The organism is Roseomonas aeriglobus (assembly GCA_016937575.1).
Classification (GTDB): Bacteria; Pseudomonadota; Alphaproteobacteria; order Sphingomonadales; family Sphingomonadaceae; genus Sphingomonas; species Sphingomonas aerigloba.
Window position 1 is genome coordinate 2,529,480 of sequence record JAFHKN010000002.1, and the last position, 26,875, is coordinate 2,556,354.

Genomic DNA, 26,875 nt, shown 5'->3' on the forward strand with positions numbered 1-26,875 from the left:
AGATTATACAGGCGTTTTGCTCCCCCCCTCGCAAGGAATCGCATGTCCACCGTCCTGATGATCCAGACGATGCGCTGGTTCGGCCCGGCCGATCCGGTGACGTTGACCGCCATCCGTCAGTGCGGCGCGACCGGTATCGTCACGGCGTTGCACGAGGTGCCGAACGGTGCCGTCTGGTCGCAGGCCGCGATCGGCGAGCGCAAGGCGATGATCGAGGCCGCCGGCCTGACCTGGGACGTCGTCGAAAGCCTGCCCGTTCACGACGATATCAAGCGCGGGGCGCCGACGTCGGACCAACGGATCGCGGCCTATGTCGAAAGCCTGCGCAATCTCGCCGCGTGCGGCATCCGCACCGTCACCTATAATTTCATGCCGCTGCTCGACTGGACGCGTACCGATCTGGCCTGGGAGCTTCCCGATGGCGCGCGGGCGCTGCGCTTCGAGCTTGAGGCCGTCGCCGCCTTCGATCTCCATCTCCTGCGCCGTCCGGGCGCCGAACGGGACTATAGCGCCGCGATGATCGAAGCCGCGGGCGCGCGGTTTGCGCGTATGAGCGAGGCCGAACGTCACCGTTTGGAGCGGACGATCATCGCTGGTCTGCCAGGCAGCGAAGAACATTTCACCACCGCGCAATTTCTGGAGGCGATCCAGGGATATGACGGCGTGGATGTCGCCACACTTCGGCAGAACCATGTCGCGTTCCTCGACGCAGTGTGTCCGGTCGCGCGTGCACTCGGGATCCAGCTTGTCGTCCATCCCGACGACCCGCCCTTCCCGATCTTCGGCCTGCCGCGCGCCGTCAGCACTCAGGACGATCTCGCCGCGCTGTTCGACGCCGTGCCCGATCCCTCGAACGGCCTGTGCTTCTGCGCCGGCTCGTTCGGCGCCCGCCCCGACAACGACCTGCCGGCCATGATCCGCCGCTTCGGCGACCGGATCGGCTTCCTGCATCTGCGCTCGGTCCAGCGCGAGGAAAACGACGCCTTACACGAAGCCGCCCATCTCGAAGGCGATGCCCAGATGCCCATGCTCGTCGCGGAAATCCTGGCCCTGCAGGCGAGGACCGGCCGGAGCATCCCGATGCGCCCCGACCACGGCCACCAGTTGCTCGACGACCTCACGCGTCCGTGCAATCCGGGCTATTCGCTCCTGGGCCGGATGCGTGGCCTTGCGGAACTGCGCGGGCTGGAGCGCGGGTTGGCGGCATCGATGTGACCGGCGGAGGCCCGCCTGCTCGACACATCAGCCGGTGAGGAAACCGCGTAAAGCCGGTCGGCATTCTCCATCGTGCGGCGCGCCGGCGTGACGCGGTATCGAGAAAAAATATCTCGTGACGAAATTGCGCTTCGTTGTTGGCCGCGGCGATATCGCTTAGTTCGAACGTACGGGATCAATTGGCCTCCCGTTCAGGCGTTCCCCGCCCAAGCGCCGCGGTGTGATGGCCCTTTGGCCAGGGGGAATGCTGTGCGCCTTAACCGAACCTCTCTGCTTTCCGCTGCCTGTATCCTCGCCTGGAGTCCGACATCCCTTTGGGCGCAAACGCGAAGTGCACCGGTGCCGCGGTTGTCCGTAAGCGGCTCGACCCGCGTCCGCTACGAAATCATCGAGGGACAGCCTCGGGCGGGATTCAACGACAGCGACGACCTGCTCAGCGTTCGCACCACCTTGGCGGCGCAATGGACCGATGCGCAGTGGACCATCATGGGCGAGGTGTACGACAGTCGCGCTTATCTTGCCGATCGGGGTGCGCCGCTGACCACGGGCGAGGTCAATGCGGTCGAACTGGTTCAGGCCTATGTCGGCCGGACGGTGCCGCTCGCTTCGAAAGCGACGCTGTCGCTGCAGGCCGGCCGGATGATGCTGAACCTCGGATCGCGGCGCCTTGTGGCAGCCGACGACTATCGGAACACCACGAACAGCTACACCGGCGTTCGCGCCGACCTGAAGATCGCCAATGGCTGGAGCGGGACCGCCATCTATAAGCTTCCGCAACAGCGCTTGCCGGACCGCTCCGACTCGCTGAGGCGGAATGCTGTCCGCATCGACCGCGAAAGCTTTGATCTCGTGCTGTGGGGTGGCCTGCTCACCAAGGCGAACGTGCTGTCGGCAGTTTCGGTCGAAGCCAGTTTCTTCCACCTGGGCGAACGCGATTCCCCGCGGCTGGCGACGCGCGACCGCGCGCTCGACACCTTCGGCCTGCGCGTGTTCGAAGACCCGAAAGCGCGACATTTCGACTATGACGTCGAAGCCTTCATCCAGCACGGCCGGGCGAGCCCCTCCACGACAGCCACCAGTTCGCGTGCCCAGGTAAGCGCGAGCTTTGTCCACGCCGAGATCGGCTACAGCTGGGCCAGTGGCTGGAAGCCGCGACTGTCGATCGAATATGACCGGGCGAGCGGCGACGCTCCCGGTGGGCGTATCGGCCGCTTCGACACGCTCTTCGGCATGCGCCGCGCTGAACTTGCGCCGTCGGGGCTGTACAACGCCGTTGGGCGGGCAAACATGTCGTCCCCGGCGCTGCGTCTCGAGGTGACGCCGGACAAACGCTCCGACGCCTTCCTGTCCTTTCGTCCCCTCTTTCTGGCCGAGCGTACCGACGCCTTCTCGACGACCGGCGTGCGCGATCAGACCGGCCGCGCCGGGCGCTATGCCGGCGAGCAGATCGACGCCCGTTTACGCTATTGGATGATCCCGAAGCACGTGCGGCTGGAGGTCGACGGCGTGTATCTGCGGAAGAGCCGTTTCTGGCGGATCGCGCCGAACGCACCGAACTCGGCCGACACACGATACCTGTCGTTCAACATGACGGCCAGCTTCTAGATTTGGCGCAAAGCAATCGCGTCACGACGCCAAACGCCGACAGGCCGTAGCATGTCACTCCTGCGCGGCAGTCGTCGTATGACGGCCGTTCAAACGACTGTATCCACAAATCTTTTTTTGGAAAATGGTGCGCCTACAGGACTCGAACCTTTTCTGTAACGCGCTCATAATGTTTCACAATTTTTGATGTATTTCGCTTATGGCCCCTTATTGGCCCCCATCAGATTTTCACATTTTTGGGCATCGAACCTGCGCCGTTTTGGTCGATACTGGGTCTTCGGTGAGCATTGAAAACGCCTTGAAACCGACACATCGCTCATGCCACTCACGCAACGCTGATCAGTAAAAACTCTCGTTAAGCGCTGTCACCAGTCGCTTGATAGAGTGGGCGTCGTGAACCGCTTTGCGTCGGCTTGCGGCTGGATATACGCCACAACCGGATCCGCGGTTCCGGCTATCGCTGACCCCGCGCCTTTCTCGGCCGCTCGGAATGGCGACCGCTCTGAAGCCAGTCGTCCAACCGCCGATAATGAGAACGCAATCCTGACAACGGCCTTGTCAGGCATAAGGGTTTGCCCCTCTCTGGGGTGTTCGATGGCAGCGATTTCTGCGAGTACGGTCAGCAGATCAGGAGATTGGGAATGCCAGAGCGCTCTGCTGTCGACGACCAGGATTTGAAGATACTTGATGTCCTGCAGTTGGATGGATCCCTATCCATTGCAGCTATCGCCGAGCGGACCGGTATTTCACAAAACTCGTGCTGGCGGCGCATCAAACGCCTTGAGGATGATGGCGTGATCACCGGCCGTGTAACACTTGTGGACCCTACGAAAATCGGCCTCGATCTCACCGTTTTCGTACACGTTAAAGCGAGCGAACACTCAGAAGAGTGGTTGAAAAGTTTTGCGGAGGCTGTCCAGGCGATTCCGGAGGTCGTTGAGTTCTATAGAATGGCTGGCGAAGTCGACTACCTTCTTAAAATGGTGGTAGAAAACATTGCCGCGTACGATGCGGTTTATAAGCGGCTAATCTCGGCCGTGAAGATCGTGGATGTCAGCTCAACCTTCGCGATGGAAGAAATCAAACGAACAACCGCCCTTCCCCTCCATCATCGTGAAGTCGTAGCCTCATGAGTCTATGGAAGGTGCGTCAATCGGGGGGCCCGCCGCGGCTGTATCGATCAGCCAAATCTCTCAAGCGGCTCTGCAAAGGCTGTTCGACACCGGCCACGAAAATAGCTTGCGGCTGAACCAGCGGCTCGAGAGGGTCACCGTTCCATATTACAAGATCGGCTCGCTTCCCGCGCTCGATGGTACCCACCGATTTTTCGAGCCCGAACATCTTTGCCGGCCCGGAAGTGAGTGCGCGGATCGCATCGGCATACGGCAGCCCTCGCGCTACGGCCATCCCGGCGTTCAGCCGCATTTCACGAACGCGATGATTAGAATCGTTACCGATGATCGCGATTGGGACGCCAGCGGCTGCGAGAATCCGGGCGGAATCACTTCTCGAACCGATCACTTCGAATGATTTTGGCAGATTATCTGTTGGGTTGAGGATCACGCCTGCTCCGATGGCCGCCAACTCCGAAGCGACCCTCCACGCTTCCTCACCGCCCCGAATCACGATCTTGAGGCCGTAATCCTTGGCCAATGCGATCGCCTGCCTGATATCAGCCGCACGATGTGCGGACACGACAAGCGGGACACGCTGATCGAGAACGGGAATGAGAGCCTCGAGGTCAGGGCGGCTGAGCGCCGTGACCTGGAAATCACCACTGTAAGTGCTTTTGTTTGTACGGTAGCGCCTGGCTTCGTCGAACGCGGCCCGGATCAAAACATGCGATGTTTCCCGTGATCCGCCGGCAAGGCCGGTCCCCGCCTCGCCCATGTCGGCGGCGACCCCGATCTTTGGCCGTATCAAAATCGGAACATACCTGCCGAGCGATATTGCCGCCCCCTGGCCGGCGAACAGACGCGGCTCATCACCTGTCGATTGAGAGGATTCGGGAAAGACGATCGCCCCGGTGACGCCGCCCAAAAGAGCCACCGGTATGGGGGTCGCGTCCCCATCGAGAGCGTATTGCACATCAACGCCTGCACTCAGTCTGGCGGCAGATGAGCGCACATCGTTCGAGCCATCGTCGGAATTGACTTCGACCGTGCCGAGCGCTGTGTCCGCGGCGATGAATCCAGGCGTCAGCGTGGCACCCTTCAGATCGATAATTCGTGCAGCCGCTGGCACCCGTGCGGCAGGGCCAACGTCGATGATGATTCCGTCCCGAACGATTACGCTCGCGTCGGGCATGTCGGGCCCGGCGCCAGCAAGAACACGAGCATGCACGAAAGCGACCGTCTCAGCACCGGCGGCAGCTGTCACCGCCGTGCTGGCTAGCAGCGAGATGGCGATCCCAGACGCCTTGCGGACAATCCGGATCATCGTGTCGCCTCCTGGCCGAGTTCGAAGTCCGATACGTGATGCGTTCGCGGATCAAGCCGATCGTAGCGAAGTGTGCCGTCGATGAAGACCTTGTCCGCCATCGCGTAGATGCTGAACGGGTCCTTGTTCCAGAGCACAGCATCGGCGGCCTTGCCCACTTCTAAGGAACCGGTCCGATCTGCGATCCCCATCATCCGTGCAGGATTGGATGTGATCCATTTGATAGCCTCTGCCGGAGGCACGTCGATCCCGACCCGTCGGCCAGCCGCAATGGCGACTGCCGCCTCGACATTGAGCCGCTGCGCCAGCTCCGCCTCATCCGAATGGATGACGACGCAAACACCGGACTTGTGAAGGATTGCCGCGTTCTCTTCAATGCCGTCATAGGCCTCCATCTTGAAGCCCCAGCGCTGTGACCAAATCGCGACGCATATGCCCTCTTTCGCAAGTTGATCCTTAATTTTGTAAGCCTCCGGGGCATGATGAAATGCGGTGATCTTGTAGCCGAATTCCTTTGCCACATCGATCATGACAGACATCTCGTCGGCTCTGTAACAGTGATTCTGCACGAGGATCCGGCCGTCGAGGACGCCAGCCTCGGTATCCAGCGCCAAGTCGCGCTTTGGCACTTCTCCGCCCTTTGTGCGAAAATTGGCCCAGCGCCGAGCATAGTCAGCCGCCTCGATCCAAGCGCGACGAAAGCCCGCGACGTTTCCCATGCGTGTCGCTGGAGAACGGCCGCGACTGCCGTACCGCCCTTTCGGATTCTCCCCACAAGCCATTTTCAGCCCATACGGCGCGCCTGGAAACTTCATCGCCTGCTCGGTTACGGCGGGCACGTTCTTGATTGTTACGGAGCGCCCACCGAACAGATTTGCCGAACCCGGAAGGACAAGCAAAGACGTCACGCCACTTGCCCGAGCCCGATCAAAAGCCGGGTCTTGCGGCCATATGGAATGTTCCGCCCATACCTGTGCGGTATTCGGATCAACGTTCTCGTTCCCGTCGGCATGCCCCTGCACCGACGGAGAGGGAAACACGCCCATATGGGTGTGGCCATCGATGATGCCGGGCGTGACGAACCGTCCTGTGCCGTCAATCCGCTCCGCTCCGGCGGGAATTGCAACGCCGGAACCGATCGCGCTGACCCTTCCGTTTTCGAGCACCAACGTGGCGCCCTCGAAAAGGCGTCCTGTGCCGTCATAAATAGTAGCGTTCGTAATGGCCATCGTGCGAGGCCGACCCGGGTCGTAAGTGCTGGGAAACGGGTCAGGGTTTCGAAATTCATCCAGACCTGCCCTCGGTTTTGGAGGGGCGGCCGCGATCGTCTTACGCTCTGGTGTATTGGTACATGCACCGACAAAAAGCGCCGCGAGGACAAACGTCACCCCAGCTCGCGTTGATCGCAAATGTCGCACGCCCGCAATCTCCAAAGACATTTCGCATCGATTCCGCAACTACGGATCTATGCTGATTTGTAAGAAGTGGCCTGCGGGTGACACAGCCGCCGCCCGCAGGGACACGATAATCAGAAGGATTTGCGGACGCTCGCGTAAAGGTAGCGTCCGTATGGGGTGTAGAGGGAGCCAAGATACCCGTAGGTGCTAGACTCCAGCGGCGGCTTTTCGTTCGTGATGTTCCTCGCCCCGATGCGGAAGCTCGTCCCTTTCAGTGCGCCATCATCGAGGGCGTACTGTACGAAGAGGTTGCCGGTCACCTGAGAGTCCACCAGCCAGTTGTTGCCGGCGGCATCTGTAATTCCCGTGTCGACGACGTCGCCGGTATACTGCGTAAACCCGCTGACGGTCAGCCCGCCATATCGCCAGGTAAGCGATCCCGAAGCGCGCCACTTCGGGCGACCATCCTGCCGAACGAGATCTCCGCCGCCGGTGATCGTGGTGCCGGCGTTAATCTGACCCGCCGTCCGAGCAGCGATCAGCGCGGCAATGTCGGGCGACGGATCTCGGTAGAATTCGAACAGCCGTGCCGCGTTCAGGTTAAGGCTGAAGTCACCGATGCCCGTGTCGCGCAACGACCAGTCCAACCCAAGATCCAGACCCCGGACTTTCTGCGGTAGAAGATTTACGTAGCGATCATTCACGTAGCTGACGACGCCCACGGGAGCGAGTCCGGTGCCGGCGACAAGCGCAATGTCATCTGCCGTGGGGGCAAGACGGATCACGTTCGGGTTGCTCGATCCCTGCGTACGGAGAAGATAGTCGAGGATTAGGGCGTTACCCTCACCAAACAGTCCGACAATGCCTTCCTGCTTGATCTCCCAATAGTCAGCAGTGAGCGTAAGACGACCAAAGCGGGCAGGGATGAACTTCGGTTCGAGCACGCCGCCAACGGTCCAGTTCGTCGACTCCTCGGGTTTCAGGTCCGGGTTACCGGCTCGCTGAGCGGTCGCAACGAACGACTGCGCGCAATTCGCAAAGGAAGTGATGCGTCTCGCCCGAAGATCAGCCTCGCACCGAATGTAGTCAACCCGCGTATTTCCGCGCGTGATCAGCGTAGCATTGACCTGCTCAAGGTTCGGAGCACGGAAACCCTGAGCCCACGACCCCCGCAAGCGAACCCCATCGATGACATCCCATGCCGCCGCGACCTTTGGCTTTGCGACACTGCCAAAGTCGCTGTAATGTTCGTAGCGACCTGCCAGCTGCACATTCAGGCGTCGCACCAGCGGAATATTCATGTCAGGCGAAATGACCGGGATGGCCAGCTCCGCGAACGCCGCCGCCACCGTGCGAGAGCCCTTGGTATCGGGCGTGGGACTAACACCGTAGAGGTCGCTCGGCTGCCGGACGCCTGTAACCGTATCGAGCCACGTGATGGTCCCGTCGACACGCTGATCGCGGTCGTCGAGTTGGCTATCGCGTCGGACCTCGGCGCCAGCCGCGAAGCCCAGGTTCCCGCCGGGAAGCGATAGCAGGTCGCCTCGCGAAATTTTGAAGTCGCCCATCGCGAGGGTGGTTTTGCTTCGCCGCACGGCGATAATGCTGATCGCGTCGAGAGCAGCGGCGTTGCTTATGGTCGTATCTGGACCGGTCGGATTAGCCGCGTTTCCGCCGTTGAAGGGGTTATAGGCCGCGGCAGTCGAAAGGCCGAGGTTCCGCTGCAACAACGTCGCGCTGATAGCATTCTGCTTGTCGACAGCCTGAGCTTCTGAATAGACGGCCGCGCTTTCCCAATCGAAGCCACGGAATTGCCCCCGCAGACCTGCCAGAAAGCGGAATTGCGTATTCTCGACCTTTACATTCGTGGGTCCGAGATCGTTGAAACGATAGTTCACCAGGGTCACTGGCAGTCCCGCCGCGGGCACGTTGGTTCCGGTGATGCGACTGGGGTTGACGCTACCGTCGGCAAACGTGGTTGGACCAAATGGATTCCAGTAGTTCGACGCTGGAATCGTCATTCGGATCGATCCGATGCTGAACACGCTGTCCTGCACGCTTTCGGTCTGCGCGAGATAGAATCCGGCTTCTGTGAATAAGGTAAGATTGTCGGTCAGATCATAATGTGCGGTTGAGAACAGGTTGAGACGCTTGAGCGAGGGCACGACCGAAAGATTATAGTTAGCCTGCGCGTCGGAGCGGAGGTCCCGATCGGCGGCGGCAGTCGCGCGATTGCCGTCATCGAGACAGATGCCCCCCCCCAGCGCGAGCTGACACCCGGCAAACGTCGTCGGCTGAATGTGGAATTGTCCCGATGCGTTTGTCAGGGCCAAACTTCCCTGGCGAATTGTGCCGGATGTCGGCGGCGTCTGGAAATCACCCCAAGGACTGAGAGTGCTCCGGCGATCGAGCCCCGCAAGCCCTGCGAAAGTTGTGTTAGCGAATAGCGGACGCTTGTCGGCCGATGCGGTAAAATCTTGATCGCGCGATCCTAAAGCGGTGCGGTCGGTGTACGTAAACGACAGGGAGAAGTTGCCGCGATTATCTGCAAAATTATGCCCCGCCAAACCACTGATTTGCAGTTCTCGGAGATTTGTTCCCTCGGCACCGCCGTACTGTACATCGATAAACCCGCCTTCGACGTCATCACGCAGTACGGTGTTTACAACGCCGGCAACCGCGTCAGCGCCATAAATGGCCGCCGCACCATCGCGCAGCACTTCGAGACGCGACAAACCGGCGACCGGTATTGCGTTCGTATTGTACGTGATGACGGGAACGAGGTTGGAATCCGCCTGACTTCCGGGATGCTGAACAACGCGCCGACCGTTCAGCAACACCAGTGTGTTTCCCACACCCAAGTTCCGCAAATTGACGGAGCCGACATCGCCACGCGCGAAGTTGCTACTCGTGGCACCGTTCGTGCTGTTGAAGGACACATCGCCCATTTGCGGAATCGTGCGAAAGAGCTCGTCGCCAGAAACAGCGCCGGTTGCCGCAATCTGGGCGGCATCGATCACGGAAACTGGCAGAGCCTCGGTCGTCACTGCTCCTCGGATCTGCGTTCCGACCACCACGATGTCCTGCGCAGGACTGGCCTGTTGGTCGTCACCTACCGACTGATCGCTGGTCTGCAGTGGCGTAGTGGCTTGACCGAACGCCAGCCCCGGCGCGGTGATAGCAAGCATCGAACTCGCAGCGAGTGCGGAGATCTTGTGCATACGAAAGCTCTTCATTCGCTAGCCCCCTCTAATCTGCGTCTTACGGCAGCGACCCTACCGCTCTCATAGTCCGGCGACGCCTTGCGAGCGTTCTATAAGATTTGCCCGGACCCCTCCTTAGCAGTACAAATAATCTATCCATCACCGATTAAGTCAAGAAGTTTCTTGCACAAGCGCCTTAATGTGGCATAGTTTTTTGACATGTCACTGGCCGAGGCGTGAGGGGGGCGTAGCTCCCACGCAGGGTCGGCCGTCTCGAACACCCAACCGCATCGATGCGGAGGCTGAGGTTGTGAAAATGCCCGATGCGAGCTTGGATTTGGCTTCTCGGATTGTGATCGATACGTCCTCGATCGGGCCGCGACCGATTGTTCGCGGCTTCTTCGATCCAGAGACTTTCACAATCAGCTACGTTGTTCATGACACTGCGACGCGCCGCGCCGCGGTGATCGATCCAACGCTCGGCTTCGATCCGGCGAGCGGCCGCATCGGCTACGGCGCCGTCGACGAGATCGCGACATATATCCGCGCGCATAATCTGCAGATCGATTGGTTGCTGGAAACCCATGTTCACGCCGACCATCTCTCGGCCGCACCCTATCTGCAGCAACACTTCGGTGGGCGACTTGCGATTGGTTCGGCGATCGTCACCGTGCAGGAGACCTTCGGGAAAGTTTTTAATTTCGGGACCGAATTCGAACGCGACGGTTCGGATTTCGACGAACTGCTAACCGACGGGTCGCGGTTTGCGTTGGGAGGCGTGCAATGCACCGCTCTTCACGTCCCAGGACATACGCCAGCCGACATGGCGTATGTCCTGGGTGACGCGGTCTTCTGCGGCGACACCTTGTTCATGCCGGATGTTGGAACAGCGCGCGCCGACTTTCCCGGCGGCGACGCGGCGCAGCTCTACCGCTCGATCCGTCGGCTCCTCAAACTTCCGGACGACGCAAGGCTATTCGTCTGCCACGATTACAAGGCTCCCGGACGCGACGCCTTCGCGTGGGAAACGTCGGTGGGCGCGCAGCGCCTACACAATGTTCAGGTGAAGGAGGGCATCGACGAGCGGGCCTTCGTGATTGCGAGAAATGCGCGCGATCGCACCTTGGCCGTCCCGCGTCTGATCATCCCCTCTCTGCAAGTGAACATGCGAGGAGGGAAACTACCTCCAGCCGAGGACAACGGCCGCCGATACCTGCGTGTCCCGCTAGGGTCAGGACTCATTGGTCATAGCCAGAAGATGACGGTGGCCGCGAGGGCGACGGCAGAGAAGAAGACGGTTGGGCAGCGGTCGTAGCGAGTTGCGACGCGGCGCCAATCCTTCAGACGGCCGAACATGATCTCGATGCGGCTGCGGCGCCGGTAGCGGCGCTTGTCGTATCTGACCGGCTCGTTGCGCGATCTGCGGCCCGGGATGCAGGGCTGGATGCCTTTGGCTTCCAGGGCGTCTCTGAACCAATCGGCATCATAACCACGGTCGCCAAGCAGCCACTGTGCTTTCGGCAGATCGTCGAGCAAGGCTGCCGCGCCGGTGTAGTCGCTGACCTGCCCGGCGGTCATGAAGAAGCTCAAGGGCCGCCCGTCCGCATCGCTGACGGCGTGCAGTTTGGTGTTCATGCCGCCTTTCGTGCGGCCGATCAGACGGCCGAGATCCCCTTTTTTACCCGCAGACTCGATGCCGTGCGGTGTGCCTTCAGGTAGGTCGCGTCGATCATGACGGTCTTCGGCACGGCCTCCGCTGCCGCGAGACCTTCCATCATTCGCAGGAAAATACCCCTCTCGCTCCACCGCTTCCAGCGATTGTAGAGCGTCTTGTGCGGCCCATAGTCCTTCGGTGCATCACACCAGCGTAGCCCGTTGCGATTGACGAAAATGATGCCGCTGAGCACCCGCCGATCATCGACCCGAGGCTTGCCATGGCTCTTGGGAAAGAACGGTTGCAGACGCGCCATCTGCTCATCCGTCAGCCAGTACAGGTCGCTCATCCACTCTCTCCTCACGGAGCCTGAATCAGATCGCGCCTCCCACATCAATGGGTCCTGACCCTAGGCATCAAATCAAAACGCCGCCTATCATGAGTATTCAGAAAACATTCGTATCGGTTATCTCGAATTAGTATAATTGTGAACTGCCGTTCACCAATCTCCAAGCCAACGGACCTGCCATTTACCCGCTCCGAGAACAGCGACGGTCGGCGCACCGTGATGAGTGCCCGCTTCGTCGGCCGTCAGACGCGGGATTGACGGTTCGGTTTGTCAGTCCCGCGTCTGAGAGCCCGAGATCACCATGGCGCAATCAAAGCTTGAGACTGGCTCGCGCATAATAATATCCGCCGTAGGCGCCGAATGGGGAGTTCGAACCGTACAGCGAGCTGCCGATGGTGTTCGCAACCGTATTTCGGTCGGGATAGGTGTCAAATATGTTGTAGGCTCCGGTAGACAGCCTCATTCGGTCCGTCACGTCGAACCCGACTTCAAGATCGGTGATCCATTTCGCGCCATAGAATTGATCGAGCGACGGGGTGTTGTTGAGAAGCGCCCACTTTCCGTAGCGGGTTTCGCGCAGGTTGATCCCGATCCGACCAAGGTTCCAGTCCAAACCGAGGATCAGCTTGTCACGCGGTGTTCCTTCCGTGAAATACCCCTGCGTCTGCCGGTCGAACAACACGAGCCCCAGTCCGGAGAGTTGGGGCGGAGTGGGCGCGATGCTCCGGATTTTGGTCTCATTGTGATTGTATCCAAGGGTCGAACGCAGACGACCTGCCGAACCGAGATTCAAGGCGTAGGACGCAACGACATCGACACCGCGGGTGCGGGTGTCGATGGCGTTGGTGAAGAAGCGGACGAACTGATCGCCCGAGAAGCCATTGGCACGCAGAATGGTACGCACACCTGCGCTGGACAACAGTCCCGTCAGCGTTATGCGGTCATCGATATCAATCTGATAGGCATCCGCCGTAACGGAGAGCCCTGCGACCGGCGTGAGCGCAAGACCCAGGCTGTAGTTGCGAGAACGTTCGGGGGTGAGAGGCTGCGCCCCAAGCGCATTAGCGACCGGCGAACCGCTGCGCACGATCTTGGACTCGATGAGCTGATAGGCTCCGCCCACCAGGTTGAACTGGGTCGAGGTTTGCGCATAGGCCTGTTGCGCAAGCGACGGCGAGCGGAAGCCGTTCGAGAATGCACCGCGAAGGTTCAGCCAATCGAACACCTTGTAGCGCGCGGACACTTTGCCGCTCCACACATCCCCGGAACTGTCGTCATAGGTTTCGTATCGGACGGCACCCGTGACCAGCAAGCGGTCGGTCAAATCGAGCGCGAGATCGAGATATCCCGCCCAAACGTTCCGCTTTATGTCGGCAGCATCCGCCGGGGTAACGATGACGGCCCCCTGCGCCCCGACAGCGCCCGGCTGGCCGGCCAGCGGCGTCCCAGTCGGGAATACGTAGCCGCCGTTCGTGTAGGCCGCGACATCGAGCGCGCGAGTGACATAGGATTCGTACCGATATTCCGCACCGGCCGAAATCTGCAGGTCGCGGTCACGGAATAGGCTGACGCCGCGCGTCAGGTCGAGATTGTTCGTCCATTGGTCGAACGCCGCGCTGAAGGTACTGAATTTCGTTGGGCTTCGCGAACCCAGCGATGCATTCAAAGATTCGTCCGCGCCGTTCCGGGTGTAGTCGCGGCCGTAGGTCGAACTGAGGTCGATGTCCCACCCCCCCGCCGTTCCCTTCAGCCCCGCGGTCGCCTGAAAGTCGGTCTCATTCAACGTGTAGAACGGCGTAAAACCATCGGGATAAATCGCGATGATGTTGCTCGTGGCATTCGGCTTTCGGCCAGCCTGACCGACCCGCGCTTCCCGATACCCGAAGGTCACGTTGCCGTATGCCTTGACCTCGCCGAGGTCGTATTCGCCGTTCAGTGCACCCTGGACCGATCGAAGCTGCGGCAGACCGCCCTGATAGGTGCGCCGATTGACCGTGACTTCCCGTGGGTCGGGCTGTCCGTTGACAGGGAAATAGAAGGTTCCGGTGACGTCCGAGTTACGGACCGTCGCGTTCTGATACTTGCCCTCGATCGACGCCGTCAGCGACCCCCGCTCTCCCAAAGCGAACCCGTGGCTGAGCTGGGCGTTCAAGGTTTCCCCGTCGCTGCCGTTCACCGAATCGCGATAGCGTTGGCCCGCCTCTAGATTCGCGGCGCCGCCCGATGCATTCTTTTTGAGAATGATATTGATGACGCCAGCGATCGCATCGGACCCATATTGCGCGGCGGCACCGTCGCGCAGGACTTCGATGCGATCGATCGCACTCGTCGGGATCTGGTCGAGGTCGACGGGGTTCGCCCCCGCTGACACATTACCCGAGTTCAGATTGATCAGCGCCGAATTATGCCGCCGCTTACCGTTGACAAGCACCAGAACGTGCACACCCGATAGACCGCGAAGGCCGGCGGGGCGGGCAACGCTGTCGAAGGACGAGCTGCCCACCTGCTGCGCCTGAAAGGAGGGAACGAGCTGCCCGAGCACGTCGCGCAGCTGCTGGCTTCCCGCCATGCGCGACAGCTGCTCTCCATCGATCACGTCGATCGGCGTGGGGCTGGTAGTGACGGTGCGGGACTGGCCGCGCGAACCGGTGACGACGATGTCGCTTCCGGCTGCGGACGGCTCGTCACCCTGCATTGGGGTCTCAGGTACTACCTGCGCGCTGGCGGGTATTGCCATTGTCAGCGTCGTCAGCGCGGTGGCGGTCGCAAGGACACTCTTCATGCTTCAATCCCCCTAGACAAATCCGGCAGCGTAGCCGGATCGCAGATATCTCCTCTCCGCGAACGATCGCTTCGATATCGCCATACGTTTGTTGCGGATCTTGAACCCGAAACCCGCGCCCACACAACACCCCGTGCAGGCCGAGCGCCCGTCTTATTTCGACCGTATGTTCTAGAAACAGCCCATGGATGTCAACTTTGTTTCTTTGCTTGCCGATAAAATCAAATTTTGTTTGATTTATTCGGGTTCGATGCGGGCGTTTCCCGCAACGCCCCCGGCCGCGCCACGTCTTCCGTAGGTTGGGCGAAGCAGACACAGGAGCACAGCCCGAGCTGCCTTGCTTCAAGGCGCCGAACAAGCCTCGCCGCCCGACCGGTGAATATTCGACCAGGAACGTGCAGCTCCGCCCCATCCGCCGCCCGCTGCGAAACCTGCACTAAACGCCAAACCGCGAGCAGAATTAGCGCAGCTATGCCGATCGCGCTGGGCGGAATGGCGCCCGTGGCGAGAGTCAGCCGCCAGAAGCGGCATCGTCACCAACAGCGCTGCCTTTCGTCCGCGCCGGTCGTCGAAATTTTCCTAAAATCATTGAGCCGACCGGCTGCATACGAAGCCCACCCCATGGGTCGCAAAGCTCGACCAGATACTGGTCAGCGGATCGGGGGCGGGAACATAACCTTGCCGATTTGGGTAGCGAAATAGCCGTAGATGGTGAAGTCGAACAGTCCGAACCAGTTTCCACTCATAGCGGAGGCCAATGTGAGCGATATCGCGGTGGCTTGCGGCTGGGTCGGCGGCAGCCGTGCCCGAAAGGCTTATTTGACGGATTCCGGCGGCGAGGGCTTGGCGAGCGGAGCAGGCACGTGCCGCGGCGTGACGACCTGTCCGTCACGCACAAGCGGCAGACCGTCCTTGATAACGATGTCGATCTTGTGCAGCGCGTCGAGGTCCTCGTCAGGGCGACCGTCGACGACGATCACGTCGGCGAGCTTCCCCACTTCGACGCTTCCAAGACGATCGTCCATGTCGAGCAGGCGTGCGTTCACAAGCGTGGCGACCTGCAGGGCTGCCGGGATCGAATAGCCGCCTTTGACGAACCATTTCAGCTCGGCGATGTAATTGTTTGGCATAGTTCGGTTCGCGTCGCCGATCGTGTCGGTGCCGATGCCCATCACGATACCCGCCGCCTTCATCTTGCGAAAAACGTCGAAATTGCCCTGCGCGGTCATCGTGAACCGCCGGGAGGTCGATCCATAAAAGCCGCCGGCGGTGTCCAGTAGATTCTGGTAAACTTGCAGCGTCGGAACGGAGGCGGTCTTGTGCCGTGCCATTGCTGCAATGGTCGCGTCGGTTCGTGGCAGCGGATGCTCGATGATGTCGACGCCCGCGTCCACGGCCATTTGTGTGTAGATCGTTTCGCAATCACAGGTGACTTTGAGCCCGAGCGTATGCGCTTCGTTCACGGCGGCACGAATTTCGTCCGGCGAGAAATGACTTGCCACCTTGATGACGCTGGCACCGTGCTTAAACGTCTGGCGCACGGCAGCGCGCCACGCATCGGCGCCGTCCCGTTCCCAAGCAAAATCCGGACCATGCGACGGGGTCACCGGTCGCTCGGTCGCATGCCCGCCTGTACCGGTAATGATGTGGCCTGCCGTAAACACGCGCGGTGCGGTAATCGTGTTGGCCGCGCTTGCTTCGGCTAGAAGATAGGGCGCCAGTCCCACCCCGTTCAGGTCCCTGACCGACGTTATGCCGGACTCAAGCATCCAGCGCAGATTGCGGAGGCCGAGAAGAACGCCGGTTCCGTCATTCGCCTGTTCGTCGATCGGTGTCGCACGGTCGGGATAGGTGGCGTGGACGTGGAGGTCGATGAGCCCGGGCAGGATCGTCTTACCGGTAACGTCGATCACCTCGGCGCCTGCTGGCCAGCCCGACGCCGTCCCGGCGGGAAGGACTGCCGCTATCCGGTCGCCTTGAATGACGATCGTGGCGGCCGCCACCGTGGCGGTGCGGGCGTCGAACAGTCGCCCTCCTTTCAGGACGATCGCGTCGGTTCGGCCAACCGCTTTGAGCGGTATGAGGCGCGGATCCTCCGTAGTGCGCGCGTACGGCGCGAGAACCGGGCGACGATCGTTGCGCGGACCCTCCTGGGCAGTCCCTTGTTGCAAAGGGAAGCCAGCCGCGAGGTAAGCGATGGCAATCCATGCGGGTCGTTTCATAAAGCTGTATCCCCTAATCAGTCAGACGCCGCGGCTCCGACGTAGTTTGCGATTTCGCCGTGCGTGGCGAACCAAGTGCCGCGTGATGCCGCGTGGCGGATGATTTTGGCGACGATCCAGATGCGCGATTGCGCCCCGATCACGTGCGAATGCAGCAGCCCGACGCGGCCCAGATCCGCAGTGTCGCCCGTGTGCACGATGCCCACCAGCGTCGAGAGAACCAGTGACGCGATGATCATCTTGATGAGCTGCAGAAACACGGTCGCGGCAATCGACAGATAATAGGTAATCGTGGCCTGTGTCTTGCTGCCGCCCCCGCCGCCATCGTAATAGATCGTGTAAGACCAGGCCGGCGACGATGTCGAGCATCAGCGCAGTAAGGATGCGATAGGTCAGTCGCTTAGCCAAAGATTGTCTCCACGGATGTGGAGGCTGCCACGCCGGCCGCTGCGCCCGCCCGCGCAGCAAGCTGTGCGATGGCAGCGCCTGGAAGGGCACTCCGGTTTTGGCGTCGAACCGTTCGAGGCGGCTAACGGCGATCGACACCTCCATACAGCAGGGCGTTGAAGAGAAACGGGAACGTGCCGTAGGATTGTGCGCGTTGCGCTACCTCAGGTCCCATCAGGAAGAGCTTGCCGCGTCCGACATCGACATCGGCTACCGCAATCGTGCCAGCCAGCTTTTCCTGACCGACTGCCCAGCCACTCCGCAATACGTCGCGACCCTCGAACCAGGACACCTTCGCGTAAGAGGACGGCTCGGATGTCGCGAGATACGTCTGCGAGCGATTGAAGAAGATGTCGACCTCACCGGGCATGCCATAGGCTAGCGGCTGCCGGTTATCGACACGGGCGCGAAGGATCGAACCGGGTATGAAGAAGGTCTTGGTATCGAGCGCACGCATCTGACCATCGACCTCCCGCGCGAGCGCAGGTGTCAGTGGCGTGGTCATGAGCTCGGCAAATCTCCCTGCGTTACCGATCGCGACGACCGACCCGCCTGCCTGCAGGAAGGCTGCCACCTGCGGCACGGTCTTCTCGTCCGATGGGGTGCCGAGCATGGGCTTGTATTCGGCAGGCGTATCGCCTTCAGCGGGCTGGCGCGACGGACGGTCGGTTCCCCATGCGCCCTTGGCGGGCAACGAGTCTTGGGTGAAGAGGAGAACGTCGTAGTCGTTGCGAAGATGACCCGCGTCGAGCCGCTTGGCAAAGACCTGCTCGAACGGAAATTCGAATTTCTCGAGCAACCAGCGCGTCCATCCTGCGGGCATGAGGCCGCCGTAACGATCGACGAGCCCGATCCGGATCGGCCGAAGAGGGATGGTCTCGGACGCCGGACGTGCATCCACCGCATGAACATCCAGGCCGAGATCTCGGACCGCCGTTTCGACGATCGCGCGCGCGCGCGCCGAGGCCGGGATCCAGATGGCGCCCGCTTGCAGGCTTTGGCCGTCGAGCGTCATGCTCTGCTTCAACCAGGCGGGCGAGATCCCCGCCTTCAACAGGCGGTTGGTGAGGATGAAGCTGTTGTTGGTTTCGTGTCCCACGATCCAGCCAGCGTCGCCTGCGCCAAGCATTTTGCCGGGCGAGGGCGCCATCAGGTCGGTGACCGTAGCAAAGCTCCCGGTCACATCCTCAAGGCTGCGATCGAACTCGATGCCCATCTGATAGGCCAGCGTGTAACCGGTGATGTCGTATGGCGCCTTGGGCGGCCCCCCCGGAAAGTCGGTGTCGTGCGGATGATCCTGCGGCTCGAACATGTCGAGAATATGCGGCCGGTACGCTTGCGCAGTCCGCACGATAAACGAGCCGGCGGGATAGGTCTTGGTGCCTGCCCGAAACGATGAGGTCGCCCGTTCCACGTCGACGCCATTTTTTATCAGCGCGTTCAGGAACGTCACCGCGGTCGGCATGTCGCGCTGACCGGCAGGAACGATATAAACGCGGGGATCGCGTTCGGACGGCTGCTTGATCAATTTATCGTACAGGTCCGAGGCTATAGTTTTCGGGCCATCGGCACGCGACATGTTATACTCGTCGGTCCCTTCGCCGCGAAGCGGCGCAGCATTTTCAAGGCGCTCGACTTTGGTCGGCGTTACCGTCCAGCTGTCCCGGCTCCCCCGTTCGATGCTGTTCGACCCCATCCGCCACATGTTGAACAGCAAACGTTCGCGGTTGCGCGACGCATAATCGATTACGGCCCGGTTGAGCGTCCACTGATAATCGAGAGAATCCTGAAGATGCCATTGCCTCGGACCGATCGGCATCAACTCGTCCGCTCGCGGCAATTGGGTGGACGGGACAAGCGGGATGGTGGCGGGCGTCGGGCCGCCGATGATCTCGGTCAAAAGGCCCACGCTGTTATGAAAATACGCTACCGAGCGCTCCATCCCGTTGTGCCACGTCGAATAGCGCGCGGCGCTCCGACTGCCCGAGCCCGCCTTACCCTCGGAAATCAGGCGGGAGTGCATCGCAAACCCAACCTCGTTGAGCTGTGACATCACGATCGGATCGTAGTTGAAATTGAACGGATCGCGGAAAGGCGGGACGAAGACGACCATGCCTTTCGGTCCGGTCTGATGCTGATTGTAGATGATCTGCGGATACCACTGCCGGAACAGCATCCGGTTAACGTTCTCCGTCTCAGGCATTGCGGCCATGAAACTGTCGCGGTTGTTATCGTGCCCGACGTATTTCTGGTACAGGCGCGGGAGCGTGGAGAATTCGCGCTTCTTCGGATCGGCCTGGCGCATGTACCAGTTGCTGACCAATTCCATGCCGTCCGGATTATCGTGTGCAAAAAGGATGATGCAGTCCGACAGCATCCGCATCGTCTCCGGATCGGACTGGGTCAGCATCCTGTGCAAAACCTGGATCTGGCCCTGCGAGGTAACCGTCTCGGTGGCATGCATGCCGGCATCGATCCAAACGATCGCCTTGCCCGTCGCGGAAAGCTGCTTGGCTTGCGCTTCGGTCACCCCCTTCGCGCGCGCCAAGCGCCCGGCAATGTCCCGGTAGCGGTCAAGCGCGGCGAGGTTTTCTGGTGTCGAGACGATGGCGACCCATTGCGTGCGTCCCTCCGCGGTTCGTCCAATGTCGACGAGTTTGATGCGATCGGACTCGCGAGCCAGTCGCTTGAGATAGGCTTCGTACTCCGAATAATTCGCGAGATAATAGTCGGTGCCCGGGGGCTGTTTGAAGAAGGCGGCGGGGGGCGTCACGGCGGTCGTCGACTGCGCTTGGGCAGCAATCGGAGAGAGCGCGACAACGGCAGTGGTCAACAAGCACAGGCGGGGCTTCATTATCGATCTCCGTTTGGGAGGCGTTTGCGGCGGACGACGTCGGCGCGCGACAGGCTCATGTGTCTAGCGCGCAGCCGATGCGATCATGTTGAGGAGCTGTCTCGACCTCGATCCCGAACGACAATAGGCGAGCACCGGAGCGGTAAGATGGGCGAGCGTGTCGCGCATCGTCGCGACGTCCGCGGCTGTGATCGCGCCCGAAACCACCGGGATATGAGCGAAGGCCAGACCGTGCCGCCGCGCAGCCTGCGCGATCTCAGCAGCAGACCATTGCCGCCCTTCCTCTCCGTCAGGGCGATTGCAGATAATCGACTTGAAGCCCCGGCCAGCGATCGCTTCCATATCCGCCGGACAGATCTGCTGCGCGGTTTCGACCGCCGCAGGCGCCATCGTGTGCGTCATGCAAGCCTCCATGGGTGAGCTATCCGTCCGCAGCGCGGGGCCGGCACAGCGCTCCGCGACGGCAGCCGTGTCCCCGCGTTAGAAGAACCGGACATTGTCCACCTCCGCCCACGTGTTTGTGCCGCCCGCGCGCCTGGCGACCAGTCCAACCTGCAGCAGATCGTCACCGCGCCACCGGCGCGGCTCACCCGACCGCGCTCGGACGGGTACGAGTGCGGTGAACGGCACCCGGACGTCGGCCCAGCGATCCGTACCGGCCACGTCGGCGGTCCACTCGCCGCTCAGCGTGTTCACCACAAGGACGTACGGCCCGTCTCCGCGCAGATCGAGACGGATGCCCGAGTATCGCGTCGCATCGACCGGCTGCACCGATCCTCTTCGCAGGGGGATAACGATCCCGCCTTCCGGAGCGGCCTTGGGCGCCAGTGCGATCGCAATTGCAAGAGCGCGACCGCGTTCATGCGGGACCAAGTTCGTCACGACCGAGGATCGCTCGACACCCCCGTCCATGTCGGCGAGGCGAAGCGTGTCCAAGGCACTCCGCCCGTCCGCTCTTTCGAAATCGTCGATCATGGCGGCGGCTGGCGACGGCGCCAAAGCCGTGGCCGCGTTGGCAGGCGGAAGCTTCATTCCGCCACCCACGACGGCCCGCCCGTCGATGAAGACCGTATCAGTCTTGTGCACATCAGAAATGCGTTCCCATGGCTTGCCGTCGAGCAGCACCAGATCGGCTCGCTTTCCTTTCTCGATGGTGCCGCGGTCTTCGAACAGGCCTAGGGCGGTCGCACTATTTGCCGTGCCCGCCATCAGCGCGGCCTTGGCCGGAAGCCCCGCCGAGACCATCAGTTCCATTTCATGAAGTGTTGAATAGCCGTGTCGGACACCTCCGATGCCCGCATCGGTTCCCACGGCAACAATGACCCCGGCATCGTAGAGACTTTTGAGGTTCTGTTTGGCGAACGCCCATTTCCGTAGCCGCTGCGTTACAGCGGCGTCGCTGGTTCTGACCTCTTGCGGATCGCCGGGTTCGTACACCGCCAGCGTAGGCGCATAGAACGTCCCGGCCTTCTTGATCGCCGTTATCGCATCCGCATCGAGCGGAGCATCCTGCAGACTGTGCCCGATGACATCGACGCCCGCGGCCGCAGCGACTTTGCCTCGTGCCACGGTTACGGTGTGCGTCAGCACTTTCTGCCCACTGCGATGCGCCTCGTCGACGAGGGCGCCGAGCGTCTCCGCATTCATCGAGGTTTCTTCAGGCTGAGTTCCATAGCGCCAGCCATCGGCAAAGGCCTTGATATAGTCCGGGCGATAGATCTGAAGTGCTCTCACCTCGCGTCGCGCCGACTCGGCCGTCGCAACCCATTTGGTCGTGTTGACGTCACCCCAGTCTGCGCCATGACCACCAGGCGTGCTCATCCTCGCGACGAAGTTTACATGCGGAGCAGCCAGGCTTCGCAACCACGCGCGACGCGGCGCAAAGGACTCCGGTTGTTGATGGAAGTCATTCACGGTTGTCACGCCACTCGAAACATAGGCGCTGGCGATCTGAGGCGTCGTTGCCGGCCGGCCGGCCGGCGACCAATGCGTATGCACGTCGAAAAAGCCGGGGAGCAGCGCCTTGCCATCGGCCCGGACGATAGAAGCGCCGACGGGGACCCGCACATTCGGCCCGACATCGGCGATGCGGCCGTCGCGTACGACGACCGTCCCTCGATACGGTTCGCGTCCGGTCGCATCGAAGATCGTCGCATCGACAATTGCCAGGGTGGACCCGTCCGACCGCGCGTCTAACGGCGCGGCGGTCCATCCGATCGTTGCGATCGTCGCGACGCCGGCGAGGATCCTGTAGGCGGTCGAGATTGTGATCATCTGAGCATTCTCCCCTCAGGGCCGCCAGCGGATGAAGCGACTGGATGGCCCCGACCATGCGCAACGTAACCGCAAGTCCGTCGGAAACGCAAACCTCCTCAAAAAATTTCTCGCCTAGCCTCGCCGCTTCAAAATGTTTATGCCAAGAAATCACAGTATGACGTGATATATTTTATTTTTCTGAATGGTTCGGCGGAGGACGTTTGCCGGCAGCTTAATCGAGATCGGGGAGTTTTCGAATGCACGATGCCGCCATGAGCGAAACCACGCGATTGATTCACGGCAACGCGGCGGCGCTGAGCGAGCGGACGCCAGCACCGCCCATCCAGCGGGGTTCCACGGTTCTGTTGGACGGCGTGAAGGCAATGAGCGATCCCGCGATCGTCAATTATGGACGAAGCGGCTTGATCACCCACAAGACGCTTCGACATGCGTTGCGCGACCTCGAACATGCTGATGACGCCTTCCTCTATCCTTCCGGACTGGCTGCGATCACCGGCACGCTGTTCGCCGTCCTGTCCGCCGGAGACGAAATCCTGCTGTGCGATAGCGTCTATAATCCCACGCGAAGGTTCCTTGCGGGCACCCTCGCCCGTTTCGGGGTTACGGCGCGCTATTACGCTCCCAGCGCGACCGCGGCCGAGATTGTCGCGATGGCAATTCCGGCAACGCGCGCGATCATGCTTGAATCGCCGGGATCGCTAACGTTCGAGATGCAAGACGTTCCGGACATCGCACGCTTGGCGCGCTCCGCAGGCATTCTCACGCTGATCGACAATACCTGGGCTGCCGGCATGCTCTTCAAGCCGCTCGATCACGGTGTTGACGTGAGCGTCCAGGCACTGACCAAATATGTCTGCGGGCACTCGGACGTTTTCATGGGATCGGCCGCCGTGCGTGGCGATCTCGTCGAAACGCTTGCCCGCTCCAGCTATGAAATCGGATGGTCGGTGTCGCCGGACGATGCCTATGCAGCCGTGCGCGGCCTACGCACGCTTCACACGCGCCTGGCACACCATGGCAAGTCCGCCTTGGCCGTAGCGCAATGGCTTGAGCAGCAACCCGAAATTCTTTCCGTAATGTGCCCCGGACTTCCGACCGACCCCGGCCATGCCATCTGGAAGCGCGATTTCACGGGTCTGAGCGGCCTGATCGGCATCGTGCTTCGACCAGAGGTGGCTAACCGCGTACCCGACATGATCGAGACGCTCTCGTTGTTCGGCTTAGGCTATAGTTGGGGCGGGTTCGAAAGCCTCGCGATTCCAGCCGATCCACAACTCGAGTCAAGAACGTGCGGGCATCGCTACGCCGGCCCGGTCGTCCGACTGCACATCGGTCTGGAGGATGTTTCAGACCTGATTGACGACCTCCGGCGCGGGCTCGACGCCCTGCACTGACGGGGGGCGGCGCCGGCGGTCCAGTCGGCCGCCGGCGAATGCTTCATGCCGCGCGGGCAATATCGGGCTTGGGCGAGAAGATCGCGCGCGTTTCGTCGCACATGTACATGCACGTATATCGCGCCGCGTCCGCTGCGAGCTGCGCAACCGACCGCAGGATAAAGGACACCTCGTCATCCGTCATAAGAACACTAAAGTTCAGCCGGGTAAATCCGGGCTTTTTGACTTCATCGCCGCCTAGGATCGCTGCGCGCATGTCGTCCGATTGCTCGTCGTCAATGTCGAGCAAGCGGTGAACGTAAGGACCCGCACAGGCACACCCGCCACGGGCCTGAATGCCGAAGCAGTCGCTCAGTAGCCGGGTCACCAGCTGCTGATGGACATACCCGCCCTGTCCGTCGCTGATGCGAAACGCGAAGATCGGCAGGCGGTGCGCATCAAGATTTCCCAGCAATTCGAGGTTCGGACAATCGTGCCAAGCGCGGATCGCACGTCCGGCCAGCTCGCGGTTGCGCGCATCGATGACATCCTGCCCGATCGCCTCCTTCACAAGAAAGGCGAGCGCCGCACGAATGTCGCCTACGACGTTGGGCGTACCCGCTTCTTCACGCGCCTCGATGCTGTCGCTGTAGTCATGTCCGCGGGGGGAAACGAACCGGACGGTGCCACCGCCTGGGGACGACGGCTTGGCGCCAACTACCGCAGCCTTGCGCACGATCAGGACGCCGGATGCGGCCGGGCCACCGATGAACTTGTGCGGGGAAATCACGATCGCATCCGCAGGATCGTCTTGCGCCGGGCGGACGTTCACGCGGACGTATGGCCCGCCCCCCGCATAGTCCCAGACCATGAGGGCGTCGGCTGCTTTGACCAAGCGTGTCACGCTCGCGACATCCACAAGAATCCCGGTGACATTGGAAGCAGCGGACATAGCACAGACGACAAGGTCCGCCGGAACCGCGAGATGCGCCTTCAGCACTTCCAGATTCGGACCGCCTTCAGCAGCTTCGGTCACCTCAACCACCTCAGCGCCGCTCTCCCGCCACGGAAGGATATTCGAATGATGCTCGTACGGGCCGAGCACGATTCGCACCTTCTGCCCGGCGGCAACGGCCTCGCGGATACCGAACAGCGAAACCAGCTTGTTGATACCAGCGGTAGCACCCGACCCAGCAAAGACGACTGCATATGAATCGTCCGCGCTGCAAAGCCGCGCAATCGTTGCGCGGGCCTGCCTGCGTAGGCGCGTCATGAACCCACCGCAGTAGGAGGCTTCGGTGTGGCTATTGGCATAAAACGGAAGCAGCGTGTCGCGCACGAAATCCTCGACCTGCGCAAGCGCGCGTCCCGACGCTACATAATCGGCGTAGATCATCGGATGGTCGCCGAACGGCCCAGGCACCGGCCAGCCCTTCCCGATGAGCCCGTCGCGCAGCTTCGATAGGACCGCGTCGTTGCGAAGACTGGCTGCAAATATTGTCAACGGATCACGCTCGCGCTCGGCGCGCATCGATCGAGACCCTGCAGACGCTGTCGAGGAAGGACCGTTCATCAATCTGCCTTGGCATAGCATTTTACCATAGCAGAGGCATAATCAAGAACGTGCGTTTGATAAAGAGCCAGGTTATGGAATATTTGAACCGTTTCTGACAATTTATACTGGATTTTTGTGGAAATGGTCATCAAACGGCATGTTCGATAATCGCACCCAGCGTGCCGTACCCGCTACCCTTGTCATCTCCGTGTTCCACCGCGTTGCGACCGCATTCTGAAATCGGACTTGTCGCGACCTCGTCCGGCAGCCGACGTGTGACCGCTTTCGTCACCGCGACGTCCATTAAAACATTGCCCACCGTCCGCACGATGTCGGGCAGCGTCTCGACCGCGACGAGGAGAGCCAGCGGGGCGACGGGGACCCCCATAGCTAGAGCGATCGGCGCGATCGAGGATATGAAGCTGATCGTTCCGGGCAAGCTCACCGAGCCCAGCGCGGTTACGGCCGCCACCGCGATGCCAATGCAAATCTGCCAGGGCGTGAGCGAGATGCCACAGGCGTGGGCGACGTACATGGCGACGGCCAGATTCATTGCCGGGCCCGTGAAACGGAACATGGCGACAGCCAGGGGTAGGATCATGCGCGTCGGCGCCGTAGGCGCACCCAACCGTTCCGCCGCGATCAACATTGTCGGCAAGGACGCTAGGGAGGACTGCGTCGAGCACGCCACGGCGGCCGGTGGGAGCATCGCTTTGGCATAATCACTGAGCCGCACGCCGCCGGCGAGCCGCGCGACCGGTAGGGCCAAAAGAGCGACGATGACGCCGGTGGAGGACACGACAAGCAAATAGTGCACGAGCGCTCCCACGATCGCGCCACCGGCATGACTCGCAACACCGAACGCCAGAGCAAACACCCCGATTGGCGCTATGTTCAATACCCAGCCAATCACAATCAGCATCGTTTCCGCCAGCGCCTGGAAGAAACCTGTAAGAAGCTGCCGCCCCGGTCCGGGCAATCTGCTCGCTGCAAAGGCGAAAACGAGCGCAAAAACGATGAGTGGGAGGAATGCGCTTGAAGCGGCGGCGTGAATTGGATTTGTCGGCACGACAGACGTAATCATGTCCGAGATCGAGGGTAGCGCCGGAACGCCTGCAGCCCGAGCCTCGCCTGACAGCGCGAGAGCCGCCTCGGCAGGCAGAGGAAACAGCTTGAGAAGGCTTCCGGCGACCAGCGCCGCAACGGCGGCGGATACCGAGAGCAGGATGAAGAAGGCCAGCATCGCGCGCGCAGCTATGCGGTTGGCCCTGGCGGCTTCGGCAGACGCCGCAATCCCAGTCACCAGCAGGGCGAAAACGAGGGGCACGATCGTCATTTGAAGCCCGTTCAGCCAGAGCTTTCCGACCGGATCCAACAACGATGAAAGCCAATGTGCATAGGACGGCGCTACGAACATGATCAGCGCACCGCCGAAGAGTCCAACGGCCAGCGCCGCGATGATTCTGTAGGCTTGCGGCAACACCTGACTCCTCGCCGTTGGGA

Annotated in this window: 17 protein-coding genes; 5 read left to right on the plus strand and 12 right to left on the minus strand. The window is 61.3% G+C overall.

Annotated features, from left to right (window positions below; genetic code table 11):
* The first annotated feature begins 57 nt into the window (after positions 1-57).
* The 3 genes from uxuA (at position 58) to JW805_12585 (ending at position 3,953) form a co-directional block, all read left to right on the plus strand.
* A complete protein-coding gene (gene uxuA / locus JW805_12575) occupies positions 58-1,215 on the plus strand; it encodes a mannonate dehydratase (protein ID MBN2972852.1) in 1,158 nt (385 codons plus the stop codon).
* 339 nt (positions 1,216-1,554) lie between these two features.
* Positions 1,555-2,820, plus strand: a complete 1,266-nt coding sequence (locus JW805_12580; GenBank protein MBN2972853.1) for an alginate export family protein — start codon at positions 1,555-1,557, stop codon at positions 2,818-2,820.
* Between the two features lie 641 nt (positions 2,821-3,461).
* Positions 3,462-3,953, plus strand: coding sequence for an Lrp/AsnC family transcriptional regulator (locus tag JW805_12585; GenBank protein MBN2972854.1), 492 nt, complete (start codon positions 3,462-3,464; stop codon positions 3,951-3,953).
* Positions 3,954-3,969: 16 nt separating this feature from the next.
* On the opposite strand, the gene JW805_12590 is transcribed toward JW805_12585, so the two are convergent.
* From JW805_12590 to JW805_12600, 3 genes are all read right to left on the minus strand, one after another.
* The gene (locus JW805_12590) at positions 3,970-5,259 is read right to left on the minus strand and encodes an amidohydrolase family protein (GenBank protein MBN2972855.1); all 1,290 of its coding nucleotides are present in this window, start codon (positions 5,257-5,259) and stop codon (positions 3,970-3,972) included.
* Complete coding sequence (locus JW805_12595; protein ID MBN2972856.1) at positions 5,256-6,698, minus strand: amidohydrolase family protein; 1,443 nt, start codon at positions 6,696-6,698, stop codon at positions 5,256-5,258. The genes JW805_12590 and JW805_12595 overlap by 4 nt, the downstream gene beginning before the upstream one ends.
* Before the next feature lie 89 nt (positions 6,699-6,787).
* A complete protein-coding gene (locus JW805_12600) occupies positions 6,788-9,892 on the minus strand; it encodes a TonB-dependent receptor (GenBank protein MBN2972857.1) in 3,105 nt (1,034 codons plus the stop codon).
* A gap of 283 nt (positions 9,893-10,175) precedes the next feature.
* Here JW805_12600 and JW805_12605 point away from each other — a divergent pair, with 283 nt between their 5' ends.
* Positions 10,176-11,174: an MBL fold metallo-hydrolase gene (locus JW805_12605; protein ID MBN2972858.1), complete on the plus strand. Its 999-nt coding sequence runs from the start codon at positions 10,176-10,178 to the stop codon at positions 11,172-11,174.
* Here JW805_12605 and JW805_12610 read toward each other — a convergent pair.
* The 7 genes from JW805_12610 to JW805_12640 form a co-directional block, all read right to left on the minus strand.
* Positions 11,105-11,862, minus strand: a protein-coding gene (locus JW805_12610) for an IS5 family transposase (GenBank protein ID MBN2972859.1) whose coding sequence is annotated in 2 segments (ribosomal slippage) — positions 11,105-11,541 and positions 11,541-11,862 — 759 coding nt in all. Because the reading frame shifts where the segments join, the coding sequence is not laid out codon by codon here. The two genes, JW805_12605 and JW805_12610, sit on opposite strands and share 70 nt — an antisense overlap.
* 310 nt (positions 11,863-12,172) lie before the next feature.
* On the minus strand, positions 12,173-14,557 hold the full coding sequence (locus tag JW805_12615; protein ID MBN2972860.1) for a TonB-dependent receptor: 2,385 nt from the start codon (positions 14,555-14,557) through the stop codon (positions 12,173-12,175).
* A 902-nt stretch (positions 14,558-15,459) separates the two neighbouring features.
* Positions 15,460-16,866, minus strand: a complete 1,407-nt coding sequence (locus JW805_12620; protein MBN2972861.1) for an amidohydrolase family protein — start codon at positions 16,864-16,866, stop codon at positions 15,460-15,462.
* Positions 16,867-16,883: 17 nt separating this feature from the next.
* The gene (locus tag JW805_12625; protein ID MBN2972862.1) at positions 16,884-17,126 is read right to left on the minus strand and encodes a hypothetical protein; all 243 of its coding nucleotides are present in this window, start codon (positions 17,124-17,126) and stop codon (positions 16,884-16,886) included.
* A gap of 269 nt (positions 17,127-17,395) precedes the next feature.
* A complete protein-coding gene (locus JW805_12630; GenBank protein MBN2972863.1) occupies positions 17,396-20,167 on the minus strand; it encodes a hypothetical protein in 2,772 nt (923 codons plus the stop codon).
* Positions 20,168-20,230: 63 nt separating this feature from the next.
* Positions 20,231-20,569: a TIGR01244 family phosphatase gene (locus JW805_12635; protein MBN2972864.1), complete on the minus strand. Its 339-nt coding sequence runs from the start codon at positions 20,567-20,569 to the stop codon at positions 20,231-20,233.
* A 78-nt stretch (positions 20,570-20,647) separates the two neighbouring features.
* The gene (locus tag JW805_12640; GenBank protein MBN2972865.1) at positions 20,648-22,234 is read right to left on the minus strand and encodes an amidohydrolase family protein; all 1,587 of its coding nucleotides are present in this window, start codon (positions 22,232-22,234) and stop codon (positions 20,648-20,650) included.
* Positions 22,235-22,680: 446 nt separating this feature from the next.
* On the opposite strand from JW805_12640, the gene metC reads away from it, so the two are divergent.
* Entirely contained in the window at positions 22,681-23,838 is a 1,158-nt protein-coding gene (gene metC / locus JW805_12645) for a cystathionine beta-lyase (protein ID MBN2972866.1), read from the plus strand.
* 43 nt (positions 23,839-23,881) lie between these two features.
* On the opposite strand, the gene JW805_12650 is transcribed toward metC, so the two are convergent.
* Together JW805_12650 and JW805_12655 are read right to left on the minus strand one after the other, a co-directional pair.
* Entirely contained in the window at positions 23,882-25,348 is a 1,467-nt protein-coding gene (locus JW805_12650) for an aminotransferase class V-fold PLP-dependent enzyme (GenBank protein ID MBN2972867.1), read from the minus strand.
* A 172-nt stretch (positions 25,349-25,520) separates the two neighbouring features.
* On the minus strand, positions 25,521-26,852 hold the full coding sequence (locus tag JW805_12655; GenBank protein ID MBN2972868.1) for a cation:dicarboxylase symporter family transporter: 1,332 nt from the start codon (positions 26,850-26,852) through the stop codon (positions 25,521-25,523).
* Between the last annotated feature and the right edge of the window lie 23 nt (positions 26,853-26,875).